Here is a 17,433-nt window from a genome sequence, read left to right as displayed (position 1 = left end):
GAGATTCTAGCCGCTAGAGCGTTGGACCTCGTTTCTCTCTGAATCTTGAGGTGGGGGTCTTACTGCCCGTTAATGCGGGATAAAACAATATTGGATAAGAGATTTCACTTCTAAGTCCCTTCCGTACCATAGTCCTGGATCGTTATCTTTACGTTATATTTGATTGGAATCTTACTAAATGTTTTATCCCAATCTTTTTCGACCTTTTTCCATACTTTTGGATACTCAATTTTTAATCTGTTACCGAAGCCAGCGACATCAACCTGATATTCCTTTTGAATCTTTTTTAATGTATGCTTCACCAATCGATTCACTTCTTGTTTCGTGGACTTTTCTACACTTTTTAGAAACTTATTTTCAAAAGGTTCCCCTGAAGCGACCCAGTTTTCAGACAGCCGTCCCTCTGATTGGATGTTCACATCAAAAGAGATGTTATTCCCTTTAACATGGGGTTGAATTTTACTTTTCATAGATTTCACTTCATACAGGATGGGCTTTCCTGTCTTTTCATCAAAACTTTTCACCAAACCGCTTTTCCCTTTCCCAGTTATCCATGTTAAGCCTTCTAACTCATTTTCATTCAAAAAACCGCGCAGCTTTTTTGTCTTTCCTTTGATTACGGCAGCCCCCGCAAATTTCACTTCTCCATTTACCGGAATCACATTTGGCAAAAGAAAACTAGATCCTGACTCTATCTTTCCTGGTAATTTAGCAAGCGGAACGGGAGGTAAAATCCGTGATGATCTATATTGATTATCCCCAATTCCAAGCAAAAGGAACGCTGGAATTTCTCCCGCTTCCCTCGATTTCAATGTCTCACTAGCTCGCCCCTTACTAATTAACACGAGGCAACTTGGTCTTATCTCATTATCACGGATATAAATATCCAGTAACTGCTTCAAACTATACGTACGTGCAAGGTTTGCACTAACAACAATCACTTTTGTATGATGGAAGATTATAGGACGAGGTCTTCTTAATGCGACTTCACGAATCGATTGGTGAAGAGAATCTCCGGTTTCAGAAACATTCGTGTAGGCTTTTTGTTGTCCCCCTCCACCTTTTCCTTTACCTGATAATTCTGGTTTAACAAATTGATAGGTCGATGTTATAAGGTTCCTTTTTCGATAACCTCCTCCATGCTCTTCTATATCTCTCTCAACATCCGTCTCCTTCCCTTTATCAAATGCCAGCCCTACCGCGAACCCCTGCTCTTCAATTTCATGACTGCTCCAACACCCTGTAAGAGCCAGAAGCAAAAGAACTGATGATAAGGCCAAAAGAATTCGTACATTATTCACACTTCGGTTCATTCTTTCTCTTCCTCCATCTCGAAATTACAAGGAGAAGCAGCGGTAGGATACCAAATAATATTATCGCCGCATTACCGATCACATCCCCAAATTTAAATAGATCATTAACGTTTTTCGGCACCTCAGCAATGATGTAAATAATCGGAAGGAGCCCATACAAAAATGAGTGACTATTCTTGTTAAAAAGCTGTGCCAATCCCAAAGAAGCAGCATAGTAGCAGATTGTATAAGTTGCAAAGATTTGCATGATCCATATCACAAGTAATAAAGACTCAAACCGTTCAAATAACAAACCGGGGATTTCAAAACTTCGCATAAGATCAATTGAAGGCCAGGTTCTCATTACCACCCCATCAACTGAAAACGCTCCTATCACCATAACAACTGTAATGACATAAAAGATTAAGGGAATAGCAGTTCCGATGAGAACGACTTTTACAGCTTGGAGTGGCTGTTTCATAAATGCTAAAAGGAGCAACATGATTTCAACTCCTGAATATGCGAGAGTTGTTGTTTTTATACCTTTTAATACAGGGAGAACTCCTAACCCTAATACAGGACGGAGATTATCTAACTCAAACATTCCAATACTCATAAAGGAAGTCATCAAAAAAATGAAGACTGTAATTGGAAATATTATTTCAAACAGACGAGCTATCGAGTTTATACCGCCTAAGTTCAAATAAATACTCACCCACATAAACGGCATGATAATAGCCCACCCAGGAGTGCCTTCCAGTAAAAAAAAACTTGTTATCTCTCCTAGCATTCTAACTTCAAATGAGGAAAGCATAACAAAGTAACCTATAATGAATAGACTAAGTAACGCCCCCACCCATTTCCCTACAATGTCTTGACTATATTGATAAAATGTTTTTCCGGGAAACTGTTGACTTAATTTAACGATGATTACCCCTGCAACCATCGCAATTAGCCCGCCGACAATAACTGTTATCCAAACATCTGGTGTCTTGACTTTCTCCGCAGCTGTTCTAGGCAGAGTAAGAATTCCTACTGCAAGTACGTAATTAATAAGAATGACAACTGCTTGCGAAGTAGGAATTCGATCTTTCGGGCCGGTAATCATTACTCTTCACTTCCTTTTCGTATTGAATCCTTCGTATTCAGCATTTTCGGCCGACGTTTCATCATCTGAAGTGGCATACGAATCACGAAATCCTTCCAATCATTAAATTGATAAAGAACGGCTGGGCTGGCATAGGGCACACCAAAACTCTTCAATCTCGCTATATGACTGCATAGGAAGAGAAAAAACAGAATGACTCCGTATAGTCCAAATATGGCAGCGCAAAACATGGCTACAAAACGAAGGATACGTAGTGGAATTGCTGTACTATAATGAGCGAGTGCAAAGGAAGAAATAGCAGTGGACGCTACTACAATTACCATAATTGGACTAACAATTCCTGCTTCTACGGCAGCCTGTCCAATGATTAATCCACCGACAATTCCCATCGCTGAACCAATCGGCTTAGGCAGGCGTAGCCCTGCTTCCCGCAAAATTTCGATGGCTATTTCCATAAATAATCCTTCTATAATTGCAGGAAACGGAACCCCTTCCCGTCCCCCAAGAATTGAAATAGCCAACTTGGTCGGAATTAATCCAGGATGAAATGAAATAAAGGAAATGTACAAAGCAGGTGCAAAAAGAGAAATAACAGCTGCTCCAAAGCGCAATAAACGAATAAACGTACCTGGAATCCAACGTTCATAATAATCTTCGGACGATTGCATCAACATGCTAAATGTAACGGGAACAATCAAGGCAAAAGGTGTTCCATCCAATAAAATCGCAACGCGCCCTTCCATCAATGCAGCAATAACGCGATCAGGGCGCTCCGTACTCTGTGCTTGGGGAAAAGGACTGAGATAATTATCTTCGATGAGCTGCTCCACATATCCTGATTCTGGCACATTATCAATATTGATTTTCTGAATTCTTTTCTTAACCTCTTCTACCAATTCCGAATTAGCAATCTCTTTCATATAGGCAATAACCAACTCTTTTTTTGCCCGCTCTCCTACATAAAACTTTGTTAATGACAATCCCTCGTTTTCGCCATGTAGCCGTAAAAGAGCGGTATTATCAGACAAAACTTCTGTGAAGCCTACCCGCGGGCCTCTAACTGATCCCTCTGATATCGGCTCTTCAACATTCCGTGTTTTCCCTTTTTTTGTACCAAGAATTAATGCGCCTGCTAATCCATCGACTAAAAGTGCCGTTGAGCCTATCAACACTTTTGACATCAACTCTTTCATAGAATAGACTTCTTCTATTTCACTAATAGAAAGAACGCGATTCTTAATAAACTCCTTTGAAATGGTACCTTCCACATAAGATGGTGCACTCTTATATTCTTCATAAAAATTAAACATCAATGACTTCAAAATATGCATATTAATGAGATCTTTATCCGACAGTCCTTCCACAAAAACAAGCGCCGCTCGAATGTTTGTTCCCCCTATGTTAAACTTTCGAAAGTGGGCATCCGAGTTATAACTAATTTCTTTTTTTACAAGCTCTAGATTCAAGGTAAAATCGCCTGTAAAATAACCTGTTACGTTTTGAAAAGGCTTATCCTGATATGTATCGGTTTGTTGCTTCATCTTTGATTCCTGTTCTTTCATCCTCATCACTCTTTCTCTAATGTACGGATCCAGCTAAAAATGCGCGAGATCACATAAGGAACGAAAAATACGATAAAAGCTTGTACAAACACCTTCCAGTCTGGAAGATAAGAAACAAGCGTTTTCCACATTTCAATCACCTAATATCAGCAGTCAACACTGCGATTTTTTATCCTAATTGGAATTTCTTAAGCATTATTATGTCTTATATGTGGAAGTTTAATCCAATTGAAATTCAAGAATCACCTTCTGGTTGATATTAGCTTTTATTAAAAACTTATAATTGGATGTATGATTGAACAAAAAATACATTTTGTTATAAAGATTGAGCCTTTTTTGTCTATTACTAACGATGAAGCATATCCTTGCACAATCAAAAAAGAAGCATAACCCTAAGTTATGCTTCCTTTTATACATTTAAAAAATTACATCAATTGAATTAATTAAGTTTCCCTTTTTTAAACATCGAAACGATTGCTACAAACAATATTGCAATAATACCACTAAAGACAAATAAATAACTTAATGGAATCAAGAAGAAAGGCTCTACCAAAGTACCGTCCGGTTCTACTCTTGAGCCAATTATATTGAAGATAACTAAACATAAAATCCCTAAAAATATTGGTGTAGAAGCTAATAAATATTTATTTTTCATCATACATTCTCCTCTGTTTACATGATTAAGATTCATTTTTTTTATATTCTAAAATATCACCTGGTTGGCATTCTAAAACTTCACATATCTTTTCTAAAGTTGAAAATTTAATTGCTTTTGCTTTTCCGTTCTTTAATATCGAGACGTTTGCCATTGTAATTCCTAGCCTCTCAGACAACTCCGTCACACTCATTTTTCTTTTGGCTAGCATTACATCAAGGTTCACTATAATCGTCATACGTTACACCTCAAATCGTTAAGTCGCTATCTTCTTTTATTTCACTTGCTTTTCTAACTAAATGGGACAGCAGAGAAGTGAATATTGAAATAACAACTGCAAAAAATAAGATGAGTAGCATAATCATTACAAGGTTTGCTTGATAGCTTCCAACGACGAAAAGATATAGTAATGCTCCAATGTATAAAACACATTCAATCATCGATAACATACTTATCTTTTTTAACCTACCTGCATTTCTAATCGTAAAAGCTTGATCCAAGCGAATATCCGAACATATTTGCCATCCTAAAAATAAAGCGATAAAAAAGGGGATCCCTGTAATCCAAACAAATACTACAAAAAGATTATATAATGCCTTCAAACTTTCCGAGTCTAACAGTATAGCCCTTCCCGTTTTCGGCCCAATATACATGCAGAACAATAATCCAAAACATCCGCAAAAAATAATAATCAACTTTAACCATATGGATAATTCTTTCTGCTTCATAAAAAGAACACCCCCTTTACTAACTATCTATATAATATCTCCAACAAAACTATAAAGCAACAAAAGTTTATCGTAAAACAATAAATTTTTGTTATAAAAAAGAAAACCTAACAAAAAAGTAGTGCAGACCAATTTCTTAGTCTGCACTACTTTTTACTTAATGTTTTTTCAAATCCCTCAAATTAGATATATATAAAGCAATCACTAAAATGAGAATAGCTCCCGCATACAACAATGTTTCAACCGGTTCTTCATGAGAAACAATGATTAAGCGAATAAGCGCTGTAATTCCTATATAAATAAAATAGCGCAATGGAAAATGATAGTTCGATTTAAAATACTTAATAATCAATGCGATAAATTCAAAGTATAAAAAGTAAACGATAATACTTTCAACTAATTTATACGATGTATATTTTTGCGTGGAAAATATGTATTGTATAAATGTTATTGTTTCGTTAATTAAAAAGATAGATAAAACAATAGATAATATGATAAGAGCTATATTTAATATCCATTGTAGAACACTTGCAATAAATTCATCGACATTAAACGATTTCATTTCTTCTAGCACTCCTTAACAGGTAAATTATACTTATGTATTATAACAAAGTTATTTTGATATGAGATTTTTCAGAATTAACATATCATTCCAACCTTATACCTTGCATTACAAGTTATTTCCATGTTATCCTTATTACAACACTTGCATTGCAAGGTATTATGATAATCATTTACCTTGTATTACAAGTCATTAAAAGAGATATACGAGTAGGAGGCTAAAATGGCTGACTCAACACAAATGTTAAAAGGAATTTTAGATGGTTGTATTTTGGCCATCATTCAAGAAGGTGAAGTATACGGTTACGAATTAACAGAGAAATTGCATAGCTACGGTTTCCGCTCTTTTAGTGAGGGCACAATCTATCCATTACTATTACGTATGCAAAAAGAAGGATTACTTACGAGCGTATTAAAGGAATCAACTGCTGGCCCTAAGCGAAAATACTATCAATTGTCCGAATTAGGAGAAAAAGAACTAAACAGTTTTAAAGAACGCTGGACTGATTTGAAAATATCGGTAGAACAAGTCATACATAAAGGGAGTGAATAAAATGCTATCAACAAAATCCGAACAATTTTTAATCGAACTTAGAATGTATTTACTGCAACGTGGAAAAAAAGATGAAGATATCAATACAATAGTGGAAGAGCTCGAAGTTCATTTAACAGAAGCTGAATCAAGAGGGCAAAGTGTAGATCATATCATTGGGAAAAGTCGTAAACAGCATATGAAAAATATAGGGAAAGAACTTCCTACAGACAAAGAAGGATTACTCATTTTGATTCCCGCTGCCATTTTAGTGATTATTGCTTTTATGTGTGTAGCTCCAGCTATTAGAGGGGATTTCAAAATTTCACAAAACATACTGCTATTTGGATCATTACCAGTCTTCTTAACGCTGGCGCTATTTGCAGTTGTATTTTTCAAAGGTCTTCCGAAAACATATCCATCTACGAAACATTCAATCATTCTTTTAATAGTAACGCAAATCATTACGATCGGCGGATGGGTCGGCTTTTATCTTTGGTTAGATGGCAAACTTGATACAGACTATTTCATCGCAACTCCTATGCAAAACTATACTATCGCAGGTGTATGTATTCTTATTTTCATTGTGTTTGCATTATATACAAAATCATGGGTTACAGTTGTAGCTGCATTTGTAATCTGTATCGGCCCACTTTTAGAACATGTCATTCCACCTGAAATAAATAAAGATCCAATGTATATTACACTAGCGATTATCGCTAGTATTGTCATAGGTATTTTATTAATAATCTATTTCTACAAAAAAGGGAAAGCCACTTCCAATACTTAAGGAGTGGTTTTCTTTCTATTCTTCATACTTCCTCCCTTTATTCTCGCCTATAAAAAGAAATGGCGTATATTATACTACAAATAGACTCTGCCACTGCTATTAATCAACTTGCCTCTTTATGTAATGAGAACACCAAGTGAATCATACGAAATATGTTCAAGTGCAATACATTCCCTTGTACTAGAAACGTCTCTATTCATTCTCTTTCAAATTGAAAAATATCCTGATTAATCATTTGATGAAAGTATCTATCCATTTCTTCTGCTGAAACACTTTTTCTATTTTGTAACCACCATCCATTTAATGTTGTAATTACACCCGAATGGAATTCGATAATTAACTCCATTGGTATTTCATGATTTTTACAAATCTGATTTAATGCTTGATTCTCCTGTCTCTTCATCTCACGGGTTTGATAATGTATAAAGTTAATAAATTGTTCATCGTCCATTTGCGCCTCTAGTATTTTACCAATTTCTTCATGATGTAAAAACTGCTCCATCACTTGAAATGGTTTCGTTAATCGATCTAAAAGCGGTATAGTAAAAGCTTCCTCTTGATATTGTTTAAATCCAAATGCCAACAATGCATCTTTATCTTCAAAATGTTTATAGAATGTTGTTCGATGCACCATCGCACGATCACAGATTTGATTGATAGTAATAGCGCTATATTTCTGTTTTGATTGCGTCATTAATGCAAATAAAGACCCCCACAATAATTTATGTGTACGTCTAATACGTAAATCCAGCTGCCCCTCATTGTTTTTCATCTACACTTCTCCTTTTCTGTAGATTAATTATACAACTGCTGAAAATTGATTCTCCCTATTTTTAATCTACACATGTATATTATATTACAGATGTTTTTTTGTATACAAATGTATCAAAAAGAGAGACAAATAGTAGGAGGAAAATCAATACATGAATATGACAACCACGAGTTCTACAAGTAGCAAAGTTGATCTTTCTAATATTAAACATACACCCATTTTAATTGCATTAATTTTAGGTGCAATGGTAGCGTTTTTAAACGAAACGTTACTTGGTAATGCTTTAACTGTATTAATGAAAGAGTTTGACGTAACAGCTTCAACAATCCAATGGCTTTCTACAGCCTACATGTTAGTTGTTGGGGTTTTAGTACCGATTACAGCTTTACTTCAGCAATGGCTCACAACAAGACAAATGTTTTTAACCGCCATGTTAACATTTTTAGTTGGTACATTGATTGCTGGATTCGCACCAACATTTTCCGTTTTATTAATCGGTCGTATTGTCCAAGCAATCGGTACTGGGTTAATTTCACCATTATTAATGAATACGATTTTAATTATTTGTCCACCTGAAAAGCGTGGTGCCACAATGGGCTTAATCGGACTTGTTATGATGTTTTCTCCAGCAGTTGGCCCTACATTATCCGGATTGATCGTTGATTCACTGAATTGGAGATGGTTATTCTACACTGTTATTCCTATCGTAATCATTTCTATCTTGATTGGGATGAAGTACATTCAAAATGTCACAGAGTTAACACGACCAAAAGTTGATTATTTATCAATCCTTTTATCAACATTAGGTTTCGGTGGGATCGTGTATAGCTTTAGTGCTTCAGGTGATCTAGGCTGGTCGGATCCTAAAGTGTATTACTCTTTAATGATCGGAGCTATATCGTTATTCATTTTTGTTGTTCGTCAATTAAAGATCGATAATCCAATTTTAGAACTACGTGCATTTAAATTTCCAATGTTCACTTTAACTGTTGTATTAATGTTCATCATCATGATGTCGCTGTTCGCATCAATGACATTATTACCAATGTTCTTACAAACGGTTTTACTTGTTACAGCCTTTAAATCAGGGCTAATCATGCTACCAGGTAGTATTGTTAGCGGCATAATGGGGCCAGTTGCAGGTAAGTTATTTGATAAACTTAGTCCAAAGACGATTATCATCCCTGGCATTGGGTTAGTAGCTGTTGCAATGTGGCTATTCAAAGGCCTTAACCCAGAAACAACATTGACACAAATTATCTTGATGCACAGCTTATTAATGGTTGGACTCATGTTTGTGATGACAGCACAAACATATGGTTTAAATCAATTGACACCAGAGCTTTATCCACACGGTACAGCGCTCTTTAATACGTTATCGCAGGTAGCTGGTGCAATTGGAACAGCTATATTTATATCTAAAATGTCTTCAGGCACAACTCAATATATGGAAAACTCGGCAAATCCAATGGATTCGGCAGAAAAATTAAATAGCCTAACATCCGGCTTCCAAGGGGCATTTACGCTCGGATTAATCCTTGTAGTTGTTGCGCTCGTTGTATCATTTTTCCTAAAAGGACAGAAAAAGAAAGCAAAAGCCACTCAGCTCTTACACAACGAAAATTAGAAAATCCTACATTTTGTATTAACTGTAGATTGATTTCATAAGAACATCAAAAAGACATCTTTACTAATTAGAGATGTCTTTACTATGTAGAATTTATCCCGCATTAACGGGCAGTAACTGAACTTTATGTTAAAGAGAGGTCTTCCAATGATAAAAGTAACTAGACTTTCAATAGAAAAGGCACGGATAGAATACGCAGTATTAAGGGAAACAAATCATACAAAAGCGATATTATTTCGGTTATATGAAGACGCTGATGATAAAATCGATAGGCTTTCTATTATACGTACTTATCCTAGCGAAGCATTTGTTGTTGCAGAAAAAAATGCTCCCCATTTAGTTGAACAAGGTGGTATTCACCAATTATTTCAGATAATCGAATAGCGATGATAAAACTATAAAAGGCACGAAATAGGGTTATATTTTCTTCTGATGCCTCCAATAGTAAGTTTTTTCTTGAATATATTTTTTAGTTAAATAAAAAGATATACATCCAGGAGAGCAATATCCTTCATAATGAAAAAGGCAGCATAAACCTGCATCCGATGCAAAATTATGCTGCCTTTTATAAAGTTTCTAAGTTATTCCTAGTGAATATCGTGTTTTTTGAAATTGCCGCCTTTTACTTCTGCTACGTCATATACCGTAACAAAAGCACTTCCATCAATTTCATGAATGATTTCTTTCATTTTACTTTCTTCTAAACGGTTAATTACACAAGTAATTTCTTTAAATTGTTCCTTTGAATAACCACCGTATACTTCGTTATACGTCGCACTTCGACCTAAGCGCTCTCGAATGGTTTCTACCATTAATTCAGGTTCTTTCGTAATAATTTTAAACGTTTTAGAACCACTTAAACCGACTTCCACAATGTGAATAACTTTAGACGCAATAAAGTACGCAATTGCTGACAGGATTGCCCCTTGAAAGCCAAACACTGTTGAAACAACAATAAAGACAAACATATTTAAAAATAAAATAAGATCACTTGTACCAAACGGTAATTTTCGAGAAAGTAATACAGCTAGCATATCGATTCCATCTAATGCACCACCATTACGTAATGCAAGTCCCATACCAAAACCGATGATAATACCACCAACGACAGTCACTAGCAGTGTATCACCATGAATAATAGTTTTTACGTCATGCATAAGAACCGTACCAATTGCTAGTGAAGCAATACCGATAATCGAATAAATAGCGAAATTTCTACCAATTTGCTTATACCCTAACCAAACAAAAGGGATATTAAAGATTGCAATTAGAACTCCTAATGGTAATCCAAATAATTTTGAACTAACAATGCTTAAACCCGTCACACCACCGTCTGACACGTTATTTGGAATTAATACTGCTTCTAGTCCGTACGCTGTTATAAATGCTCCAATAATAACTGCTAATACCTTTAAAGCGACTTTTAGTTTATTAGGCCTACGTTTTTTAATTGTATTCATCTCATTCCTCATTTCAAACTATTTTCTCTCTTTATTCCTAATTATTATTTTAACATATTCTTATTTTAAGTAGAAATCTTCACAATCTCTTCTAATCTAAAGATTTTAAATCATATCTTCTTCCCTTATTATCACCTGTATAAGGTAACTCCATCATTTTCATTAATCTTTTCACTACTGAACTCGATTCGACATTCAAAAATCCTTTCAATTCTTTATTTGTGACTGTCGTTCCTAAAAGAAGTGCATAATCTTGCACTGCATACTTATGTGCTTCTTTCGAAAAAGCATTACATTTTGTACAATGCCACCCGCCTCTTACTTTAACCATTGAAATAAACATGCATTTTGAACATTGTACACCTCTTAGTAATTCATCTTTTGTAATGCTATATTGTTCAAGAAGATCTTGCTGTAACGGCGAATGTTCCATCATAATATGTTGCACTAATTTTTGTTGCTTCTTTACTGATAATCGTTTCTTTACATAGACACTTTCTAACTGTTTAATTTTATTCGGGATATTTGCACTATGAGTAATTTTTTGAGGAAGCTCTTGATTATGGCATGAAGTTTTAACAATTGTACGCGGTGTACTAATTACAACGAGGGATTCAATTGGAAGATTTGAAAATCCATGAGAGTGTAACCATGTTTGCAGTTGCATCTCCTGCCTTTTAACTTGTAACAGCGGATCTGGAAATCCTTCTGATTTTTGCTCTGATATACGGATGAGTTGATGAAATTCAGTATCAAAAAGCAATGTACCCATTATATTTTTGATTTCAGGAAAAAGAATAAAATGTGAGGATATGATGAGGGTATCAATTTAAAAGTAGTGATCTTGAGCAAATAATCTTATATCATGTAAAATATTGTACTCCCTATTCGGCAAAAAGCTCAACGGATAATCAATGGCTTGTTCACCTTTATATCCTGCCTTATGTTTCGCAAATTTTTCGGAGATTATATCTCTTTTCGGATGATTAGTAGGCAATCTTCTCAATAATGCTTCTAACTGACGCAAATAAACCGGCTTTTTCCGCTCTTTTACAATCATTTAAGCACCCCTTTAAAATATATCAGCGATTTTTTAAATATATCGGCCAATCGACAAAAAACGCCAAACATCCCCTAGAAAAAATCAGCACAAAATAAAAAAACCACCAAATATGTATTGGTGGAGACGGTGGGAGTCGAACCCACGTCCAAAGATATTGGCACTTAAGCTTCTACGAGTGTAGTCGATATATTAGCATTTCGCGAACTCTTCGGCCTATCGACAGGCTTCCGAGTTGCTAGTCTGATTATTCTCTTCCTTCGCCCTCAGACGGCGAACTCCGGCGTAGTCCACTTAGTTTGAGTCCCTTACCCTACCACATGGACGATGGAGGGAGGAACCGCTAAGCTGTATTAAGCAGCTAAAGCGAAGTTGTTTTGTTGTTTGCCAGTTATTGGCTTTGACGTTTTAACGAGGCCGATCCCCTCGACTCGCAACTTAAGCTCAAACTACCCCTGTCGAATCCGTAACGTCCCCATATAAGAAATGGAGCATACGAAGTATATTCGTGATAGCTACTTAATGAGCTGTTTTTCAATGTTCACTGGCCTTACAAGACTCATTATATCATACGTTCGACATTTTACAAATGTAAATTTCTGTATTACATCTTTTGACGATCACGGAATGCACGTGCGATTTCACGTTTCGCTTCTTTCTCTTTTAAATCATGACGCTTATCATATTGTTTCTTCCCTCGAGCTACACCAAGTGCCATTTTCGCAAATCCATTTTTCAAATAGATCTTAACTGGTACAAGTGTATAACCTGTCTCTTTTGAATATCCAATCAGCTTGTCGATTTCTTTTTTATGGAGAAGTAATTTCCTTGTACGAAGCGGCTCATGATTGAAACGATTCCCTTGTTCATACGGGCTAATATGCATATTATATACCCACACTTCACCATTATGTATACGTGCGAAAGCATCTTTCAAGTTTACGCGTCCGGCGCGAATCGACTTAATTTCCGTTCCTTGAAGGACAAGCCCTGCTTCGTATGTTTCGTCGATGAAATAATCATGAAATACTTTTTTATTTTGTGCAATAACCTTACCACTACCTTTTGGCATGATCTGTCCCTCCTCTATTTGTATTATTGTAACAAATGTTATTAAAAAGCGGAAGTGGCTCGCTCAGTATATGAGCGAAGCCACCCCTCTCTTACTTACGTTTTTTCTTTTTCTTCTTAAATCCTGGAACATTTTCAAAGAATGGCTTTTTCTTTTTACCGTTGCCGTCTTTTTGTCCTGGACGACCAGATGCTTTTCCTTGTCCACCACGTTCGTGTTTACGCCCACTACCACGCTCGGTATTACGTTCGCCACGATCACCGCGTTCGTGCTTACGGCCGTTACCACGTTCCTCACCGCGGCCACTGCGTCTCTTTCTACCACCTTTTGGCTGTTCAATCACAACTGGACGATCTTTGAATTTACGTCTTGGCGTTCCTTTCATACCGACGATTTCAAAATCAATCGCGCGCTCATCTTTGTTTACATTAATAACGCGAATTGTAATTTCATCACCGATGCGGAAGACATTACCTGTACGTTCTCCAATCATCGCAAAGTGTTGCTCATCATAACGGTAGTAATCATCTGTTAAATAACTAACGTGAACAAGACCTTCAATTGTATTTGGAAGTTCTACAAATAAACCAAAGTTGGTTACAGAGCTAATCATACCGTCGTACTCTTCACCGATCTTATCAAGCATATACTCAGCTTTTTTCAGTTCATCTGTTTCACGTTCTGCTTCAACAGCGCGTCGTTCCATATTAGAAGAATGCTCTGCAATCTCTGGAAGTTTTTCACGCCATTTCGCTTGCGTTTCATTATCAACTTTACCGTTAATAATGTATTCACGAATTAATCGATGAACAATCGTATCTGGATAACGACGAATTGGTGATGTGAAATGCGTATAGAATTCTGTCGATAATCCGAAGTGGCCTAGGCTATCTGCATCGTAACGAGCTTGTTTCATCGAACGAAGCATAACCGTTGAAATCACGACTTCTTCAGGTTGCCCTTGAACCATTTCAAGAATTTGTTGCAGCGCGCGAGGATGAACTTCATTCGCACGTCCTTTTACCGCATAACCGAAGTTTGTGACAAACTCAAAGAAACGCTCTAATTTATCTTCTTTCGGATCTTCATGGACACGGTACATAAACGGTACGTTCATCCAGTGGAAATGCTCGGCTACTGTTTCATTCGCTACTAACATGAACTCTTCAATTAGCTTTTCTGATACAGAACGATCACGCATGACAACATCTGTCGGTTTGCCTTCTTCATCTACTAATACTTTCGCTTCTTTAAAATCAAAGTCAATCGCACCGCGTCTCATACGTTTTTCACGTAAGATTTGTGCTAACTGCCCCATTTCTTTGAACATTGGCACTAACGGTTCATAACGCTTCATTAACGCTTCGTCTTCATCTTCTAAAATGCTTCTTACATCCGCATACGTCATACGCTCTGTTGTTTTAATAACACTTTGGAAAATCTCATGGCTAACAACATCACCAAGATTGTTAATTTCCATTTCACAAGAAAGCGTTAGGCGGTCGACTTTCGGATTTAATGAACAAATACCGTTGGATAAACGATGCGGAATCATTGGAATTACACGGTCCACAAGATACACACTCGTTGCTCTCTCCGCAGCTTCCACATCAATTGGAGAACCTTCATGGACGTAATGGCTAACATCCGCAATATGAACACCAAGTTTATAGTTACCGTTCTCAAGTTTTGTTACTGTTACCGCATCATCTAAATCTTTCGCATCGGCACCGTCAATTGTAACGATCATTTGATTACGAAGGTCACGACGATCTTTTAAATCTTCTTCTGAAATCGTTTCTGGTACACTGTTTGCGTGTTCCATCACATCTTCTGGAAATGCTAACGGTAAATGGTGTTTATGAATAACAGATAAAATATCTACACCTGGGTCATTTTTATGACCTAAAATTTGAATTACTTCGCCTTCCGCACTTAAACGATCTTGTGGATAGCTTGTAATTTTCACAACGACTTTATGTCCTTCTACCGCACCCATAGATGCACTTTTCGGAATGAAAATATCACTTGTCCAGCGCTTATTATCTGGAAGTACAAATCCGAAATTCTTCGACTCTGTATATGTACCAACTAATTCTTTCGTACCACGCTCGACAATACGAATAATTGCACCCTCTTGGCGTGATCCACTAGATTGTGAACTAATACGAGCTAATACTGTATCGCCATGAAGTGCACCATTTAATTCTGTAGGCGGGATAAAAATATCGTCGTCCCCTGTCTTCTTCTCTTCTGGAACAACAAAAGCAAATCCACGTGCATGTCCAATTAACTTACCGCGCACTAAATTCATCTTTTCTGGAAGGCCATAGCGATTGCTGCGCGTTCGAACAACAAGCCCTTTCTCTTCCATCATAACTAATGCCTTTACAAAATCTTTAAAGCCAACGGAATCTACAATACCGAATGCCTCTTCTAATTCTTGTATCGTTAGCGGTTTATACGCTTCTTCTTTCATAAATAACAACAACTTATCAATATGTTCTTGAATAATCTCTTCCAAGCACAAATACCTCCTTTAAACCCTCATATTATTTAGTGTATCCGAAATACACACTATGTATAAAGTGAAACTTCTATAAACACTCGTTTTCCAGCATTTATTCTGCTACTTCATTCTCATCTTAAAAGTTCATTTCTATATAATTTTTTGATTTGCTAGCATCTAAGTCGCGGTTTCGAAAACGAAAGAAGACCTACTCTTACTTCCTCCTTCTGTTCTCACTCGGCATGGGGCTCAAATAGGCCCTTGACCGATTCTTGCCATCGGCGAATCCTCTCTCCCACCTAAAAAGAGTCGTTTTATATATGGATTTTTAAGCACCTAACCCACGGCCTCGAAAACGAAAAAAGACCTACTCTTACTTCCTCTTTCTGTTCTCACTCGGCATGGGGCTCAAATAAGCCCTGACCGCTTCTTGCCATCGGCGGATCCTCTCTCCCACCTTAAAAAGAATGGTTTTAAATATCTTTAATCCCCCATGAAAAAAAGAGGCAACTAGATCTTACCAATCTAGTTGCTCCAAGAAGTTATATACATCTTCGTGTAGCTCATCACGTTGTTTATCAAGCGTAATGACATGTGTAGAGTCTTCATACCACTTTATGTCTTTTAAAGTAGATTCTACGCCGTTATAAATAATGTTTGCACTATCTGTATTAATCATTTCATCATGACGCGCTTGTACAACAAATGTTGGAGCATAAATCATATCGATATTATTGCGTACGTCACGAATTAAGTCTTGTAGTGCTTTTAATGTATTCATTGGTGTCTTTTTAAATTCCATCATTTCTTCTGCAATTTGCTCTGGTGACTTCTGCTCACGTTTTTTATATTCGCGCGCATATGCCAATATACCTTGATACATAATTTCTTCGCTTTTAATGTACATTGGCGCACACATTGGGACAACACCTAAAATCGGTAATGTATAAGAAAGTTTTAATGAGAATACACCACCAAGTGATAGTCCAACAGCGGCGATTTTCTCATATCCTTGATCTTTCAAATGTTGATACGCAGCCATAACATCTTTCCACCAGTCTTCAGGACCTGTATGAACAAGTTGCTCCGGTGGTACACCATGACCTTTATAAATTGGGGCGTGACACGTATAGCCTTTTTTCTCTAAAAAACGCCCAAGCATACGTACATCAGCTGAATTCCCCGTGAATCCATGTAGTAATAAAACAGCACGGTCTCCACCTTCGAATGTAAATGGTTTCGGAGATGCTAATTTCATCATCATCTTCTCCTCTTTCTCTTCTGTAATCTAGTCGTATTGTTTCTATCTACATTTAGTTTACCATAGTTCTATTTCCATAATCTAATTAGAAACTTTTTTCGAATAATGAAATACAAGTGAACACAAAAAAAGAAGAACCATTAGTACGAATCCACTAACGCTTCTTCTTTTTCCTATCTTGTAAAAGCAAAGTCTTTACTATAAGCTCAAGTACGTAACAGCAATTGTTAGTGCGAAAAATAGCACAGCTAAAACCACAGTAATACGGTTTAATACCGCCTCAACTCCGCGTGCTTTTTGCTTACCAAATAATTGTTCTGCACCACCTGAAATAGCACCTGAAAGACCTGAACTATTACTAGACTGCATAAGCACTAAAACAATCATTAAAATCGATACAATAATAAGTAAAACTGATAATAACGTATGCACCGGGCGTACCTC

General features: G+C 36.6%; 17 protein-coding genes, 1 other RNA gene and 1 pseudogene. 4 read left to right on the top strand and 15 right to left on the bottom strand.

Annotated features, from left to right (window positions below):
• Positions 1 to 110 precede the first annotated feature (110 nt).
• The 7 genes from CN373_RS12450 to psiE form a co-directional block, all read right to left on the bottom strand.
• On the bottom strand, positions 111 to 1,313 hold the full coding sequence (locus tag CN373_RS12450; protein ID WP_001082147.1) for a Ger(x)C family spore germination protein: 1,203 nt from the start codon (positions 1,311 to 1,313) through the stop codon (positions 111 to 113).
• Entirely contained in the window at positions 1,294 to 2,400 is a 1,107-nt protein-coding gene (locus CN373_RS12445) for a spore germination protein (RefSeq protein ID WP_000627837.1), read from the bottom strand. Before CN373_RS12445 ends, CN373_RS12450 begins: the two co-directional genes overlap by 20 nt.
• Positions 2,400 to 3,941 carry a spore germination protein gene (locus CN373_RS12440; RefSeq protein WP_425290447.1) on the bottom strand — a complete coding sequence of 514 codons (1,542 nt, stop codon included), beginning with the start codon at positions 3,939 to 3,941 and terminating at the stop codon, positions 2,400 to 2,402. The genes CN373_RS12445 and CN373_RS12440 overlap by 1 nt, the downstream gene beginning before the upstream one ends.
• Positions 3,942 to 4,401: 460 nt before the next feature.
• Positions 4,402 to 4,617, bottom strand: a complete 216-nt coding sequence (locus tag CN373_RS12430; RefSeq protein ID WP_000792593.1) for a DUF3955 domain-containing protein — start codon at positions 4,615 to 4,617, stop codon at positions 4,402 to 4,404.
• A gap of 25 nt (positions 4,618 to 4,642) precedes the next feature.
• Complete coding sequence (locus tag CN373_RS12425; protein WP_000152707.1) at positions 4,643 to 4,855, bottom strand: helix-turn-helix domain-containing protein; 213 nt, start codon at positions 4,853 to 4,855, stop codon at positions 4,643 to 4,645.
• 10 nt (positions 4,856 to 4,865) lie between these two features.
• Complete coding sequence (locus CN373_RS12420; protein ID WP_000810218.1) at positions 4,866 to 5,345, bottom strand: DUF2975 domain-containing protein; 480 nt, start codon at positions 5,343 to 5,345, stop codon at positions 4,866 to 4,868.
• Positions 5,346 to 5,502: 157 nt separating this feature from the next.
• Positions 5,503 to 5,907: a phosphate-starvation-inducible protein PsiE gene (gene psiE, locus CN373_RS12415; protein WP_000834721.1), complete on the bottom strand. Its 405-nt coding sequence runs from the start codon at positions 5,905 to 5,907 to the stop codon at positions 5,503 to 5,505.
• A gap of 222 nt (positions 5,908 to 6,129) precedes the next feature.
• Between psiE and CN373_RS12410 the strand changes: the two genes are divergently transcribed.
• A complete protein-coding gene (locus CN373_RS12410; RefSeq protein WP_000785676.1) occupies positions 6,130 to 6,459 on the top strand; it encodes a PadR family transcriptional regulator in 330 nt (109 codons plus the stop codon).
• 1 nt (position 6,460) lies between these two features.
• A complete protein-coding gene (locus CN373_RS12405; protein WP_000953329.1) occupies positions 6,461 to 7,228 on the top strand; it encodes a hypothetical protein in 768 nt (255 codons plus the stop codon).
• Positions 7,229 to 7,424: 196 nt separating this feature from the next.
• Here the strand turns inward: CN373_RS12405 and CN373_RS12400 are convergent, their stop codons facing one another.
• Positions 7,425 to 8,000: a TetR/AcrR family transcriptional regulator gene (locus CN373_RS12400; protein WP_000794276.1), complete on the bottom strand. Its 576-nt coding sequence runs from the start codon at positions 7,998 to 8,000 to the stop codon at positions 7,425 to 7,427.
• A gap of 151 nt (positions 8,001 to 8,151) precedes the next feature.
• Between CN373_RS12400 and CN373_RS12395 the strand changes: the two genes are divergently transcribed.
• On the top strand, positions 8,152 to 9,627 hold the full coding sequence (locus tag CN373_RS12395) for an MDR family MFS transporter (RefSeq protein ID WP_001057570.1): 1,476 nt from the start codon (positions 8,152 to 8,154) through the stop codon (positions 9,625 to 9,627).
• A gap of 147 nt (positions 9,628 to 9,774) precedes the next feature.
• Entirely contained in the window at positions 9,775 to 10,011 is a 237-nt protein-coding gene (locus tag CN373_RS12390) for a hypothetical protein (protein ID WP_000598780.1), read from the top strand.
• Positions 10,012 to 10,214: 203 nt separating this feature from the next.
• Here the strand turns inward: CN373_RS12390 and CN373_RS12385 are convergent, their stop codons facing one another.
• The 7 genes and pseudogenes from CN373_RS12385 to secG form a co-directional block, all read right to left on the bottom strand.
• Positions 10,215 to 11,087: a YitT family protein gene (locus CN373_RS12385; RefSeq protein ID WP_001092162.1), complete on the bottom strand. Its 873-nt coding sequence runs from the start codon at positions 11,085 to 11,087 to the stop codon at positions 10,215 to 10,217.
• Between the two features lie 91 nt (positions 11,088 to 11,178).
• Positions 11,179 to 12,147, bottom strand: a pseudogene (locus CN373_RS12380) (nuclease-related domain-containing protein).
• 118 nt (positions 12,148 to 12,265) lie between these two features.
• Positions 12,266 to 12,624: a transfer-messenger RNA gene (gene ssrA / locus CN373_RS12375) on the bottom strand.
• A gap of 127 nt (positions 12,625 to 12,751) precedes the next feature.
• Positions 12,752 to 13,219: an SsrA-binding protein SmpB gene (gene smpB, locus CN373_RS12370; protein WP_001123909.1), complete on the bottom strand. Its 468-nt coding sequence runs from the start codon at positions 13,217 to 13,219 to the stop codon at positions 12,752 to 12,754.
• A 91-nt stretch (positions 13,220 to 13,310) separates the two neighbouring features.
• Positions 13,311 to 15,743, bottom strand: a complete 2,433-nt coding sequence (rnr, locus tag CN373_RS12365) for a ribonuclease R (protein WP_000391071.1) — start codon at positions 15,741 to 15,743, stop codon at positions 13,311 to 13,313.
• A gap of 502 nt (positions 15,744 to 16,245) precedes the next feature.
• Complete coding sequence (locus CN373_RS12360; protein WP_000761987.1) at positions 16,246 to 16,986, bottom strand: alpha/beta hydrolase; 741 nt, start codon at positions 16,984 to 16,986, stop codon at positions 16,246 to 16,248.
• Between the two features lie 201 nt (positions 16,987 to 17,187).
• Positions 17,188 to 17,421 (bottom strand): preprotein translocase subunit SecG, encoded by a 234-nt coding sequence (gene secG / locus CN373_RS12355; RefSeq protein WP_000557260.1) that lies wholly within the window; start codon positions 17,419 to 17,421, stop codon positions 17,188 to 17,190.
• Positions 17,422 to 17,433: the final 12 nt, after the last annotated feature.

Source organism: Bacillus cereus, from assembly GCF_002561295.1.
Taxonomy (GTDB): Bacteria; Bacillota; Bacilli; order Bacillales; family Bacillaceae_G; genus Bacillus_A; species Bacillus_A cereus_S.
The sequence above is the reverse complement of the archived record's forward strand: the minus strand, read 5'-3'. Positions and strand labels throughout refer to the sequence as shown.

Excerpts from the sequence above, each read along its gene's own strand:
- CN373_RS12420 (WP_000810218.1), bottom strand. The coding sequence starts at position 5,345 with ATGAAGCAGAAAGAATTATCCATATGGTTAAAGTTGATTATTATTTTT.
- CN373_RS12390 (WP_000598780.1), top strand. The coding sequence starts at position 9,775 with ATGATAAAAGTAACTAGACTTTCAATAGAAAAGGCACGGATAGAATAC.
- CN373_RS12385 (WP_001092162.1), bottom strand. The coding sequence starts at position 11,087 with ATGAATACAATTAAAAAACGTAGGCCTAATAAACTAAAAGTCGCTTTA.
- CN373_RS12410 (WP_000785676.1), top strand. The coding sequence starts at position 6,130 with ATGGCTGACTCAACACAAATGTTAAAAGGAATTTTAGATGGTTGTATT.
- CN373_RS12400 (WP_000794276.1), bottom strand. The coding sequence starts at position 8,000 with ATGAAAAACAATGAGGGGCAGCTGGATTTACGTATTAGACGTACACAT.
- CN373_RS12445 (WP_000627837.1), bottom strand. The coding sequence starts at position 2,400 with ATGATTACCGGCCCGAAAGATCGAATTCCTACTTCGCAAGCAGTTGTC.
- CN373_RS12405 (WP_000953329.1), top strand. The coding sequence starts at position 6,461 with ATGCTATCAACAAAATCCGAACAATTTTTAATCGAACTTAGAATGTAT.
- CN373_RS12440 (WP_425290447.1), bottom strand. The coding sequence starts at position 3,941 with ATGAAGCAACAAACCGATACATATCAGGATAAGCCTTTTCAAAACGTA.
- CN373_RS12450 (WP_001082147.1), bottom strand. The coding sequence starts at position 1,313 with ATGAACCGAAGTGTGAATAATGTACGAATTCTTTTGGCCTTATCATCA.
- psiE (WP_000834721.1), bottom strand. The coding sequence starts at position 5,907 with ATGAAATCGTTTAATGTCGATGAATTTATTGCAAGTGTTCTACAATGG.
- CN373_RS12360 (WP_000761987.1), bottom strand. The coding sequence starts at position 16,986 with ATGAAATTAGCATCTCCGAAACCATTTACATTCGAAGGTGGAGACCGT.
- CN373_RS12395 (WP_001057570.1), top strand. The coding sequence starts at position 8,152 with ATGAATATGACAACCACGAGTTCTACAAGTAGCAAAGTTGATCTTTCT.
- smpB (WP_001123909.1), bottom strand. The coding sequence starts at position 13,219 with ATGCCAAAAGGTAGTGGTAAGGTTATTGCACAAAATAAAAAAGTATTT.
- CN373_RS12425 (WP_000152707.1), bottom strand. The coding sequence starts at position 4,855 with ATGACGATTATAGTGAACCTTGATGTAATGCTAGCCAAAAGAAAAATG.
- CN373_RS12430 (WP_000792593.1), bottom strand. The coding sequence starts at position 4,617 with ATGAAAAATAAATATTTATTAGCTTCTACACCAATATTTTTAGGGATT.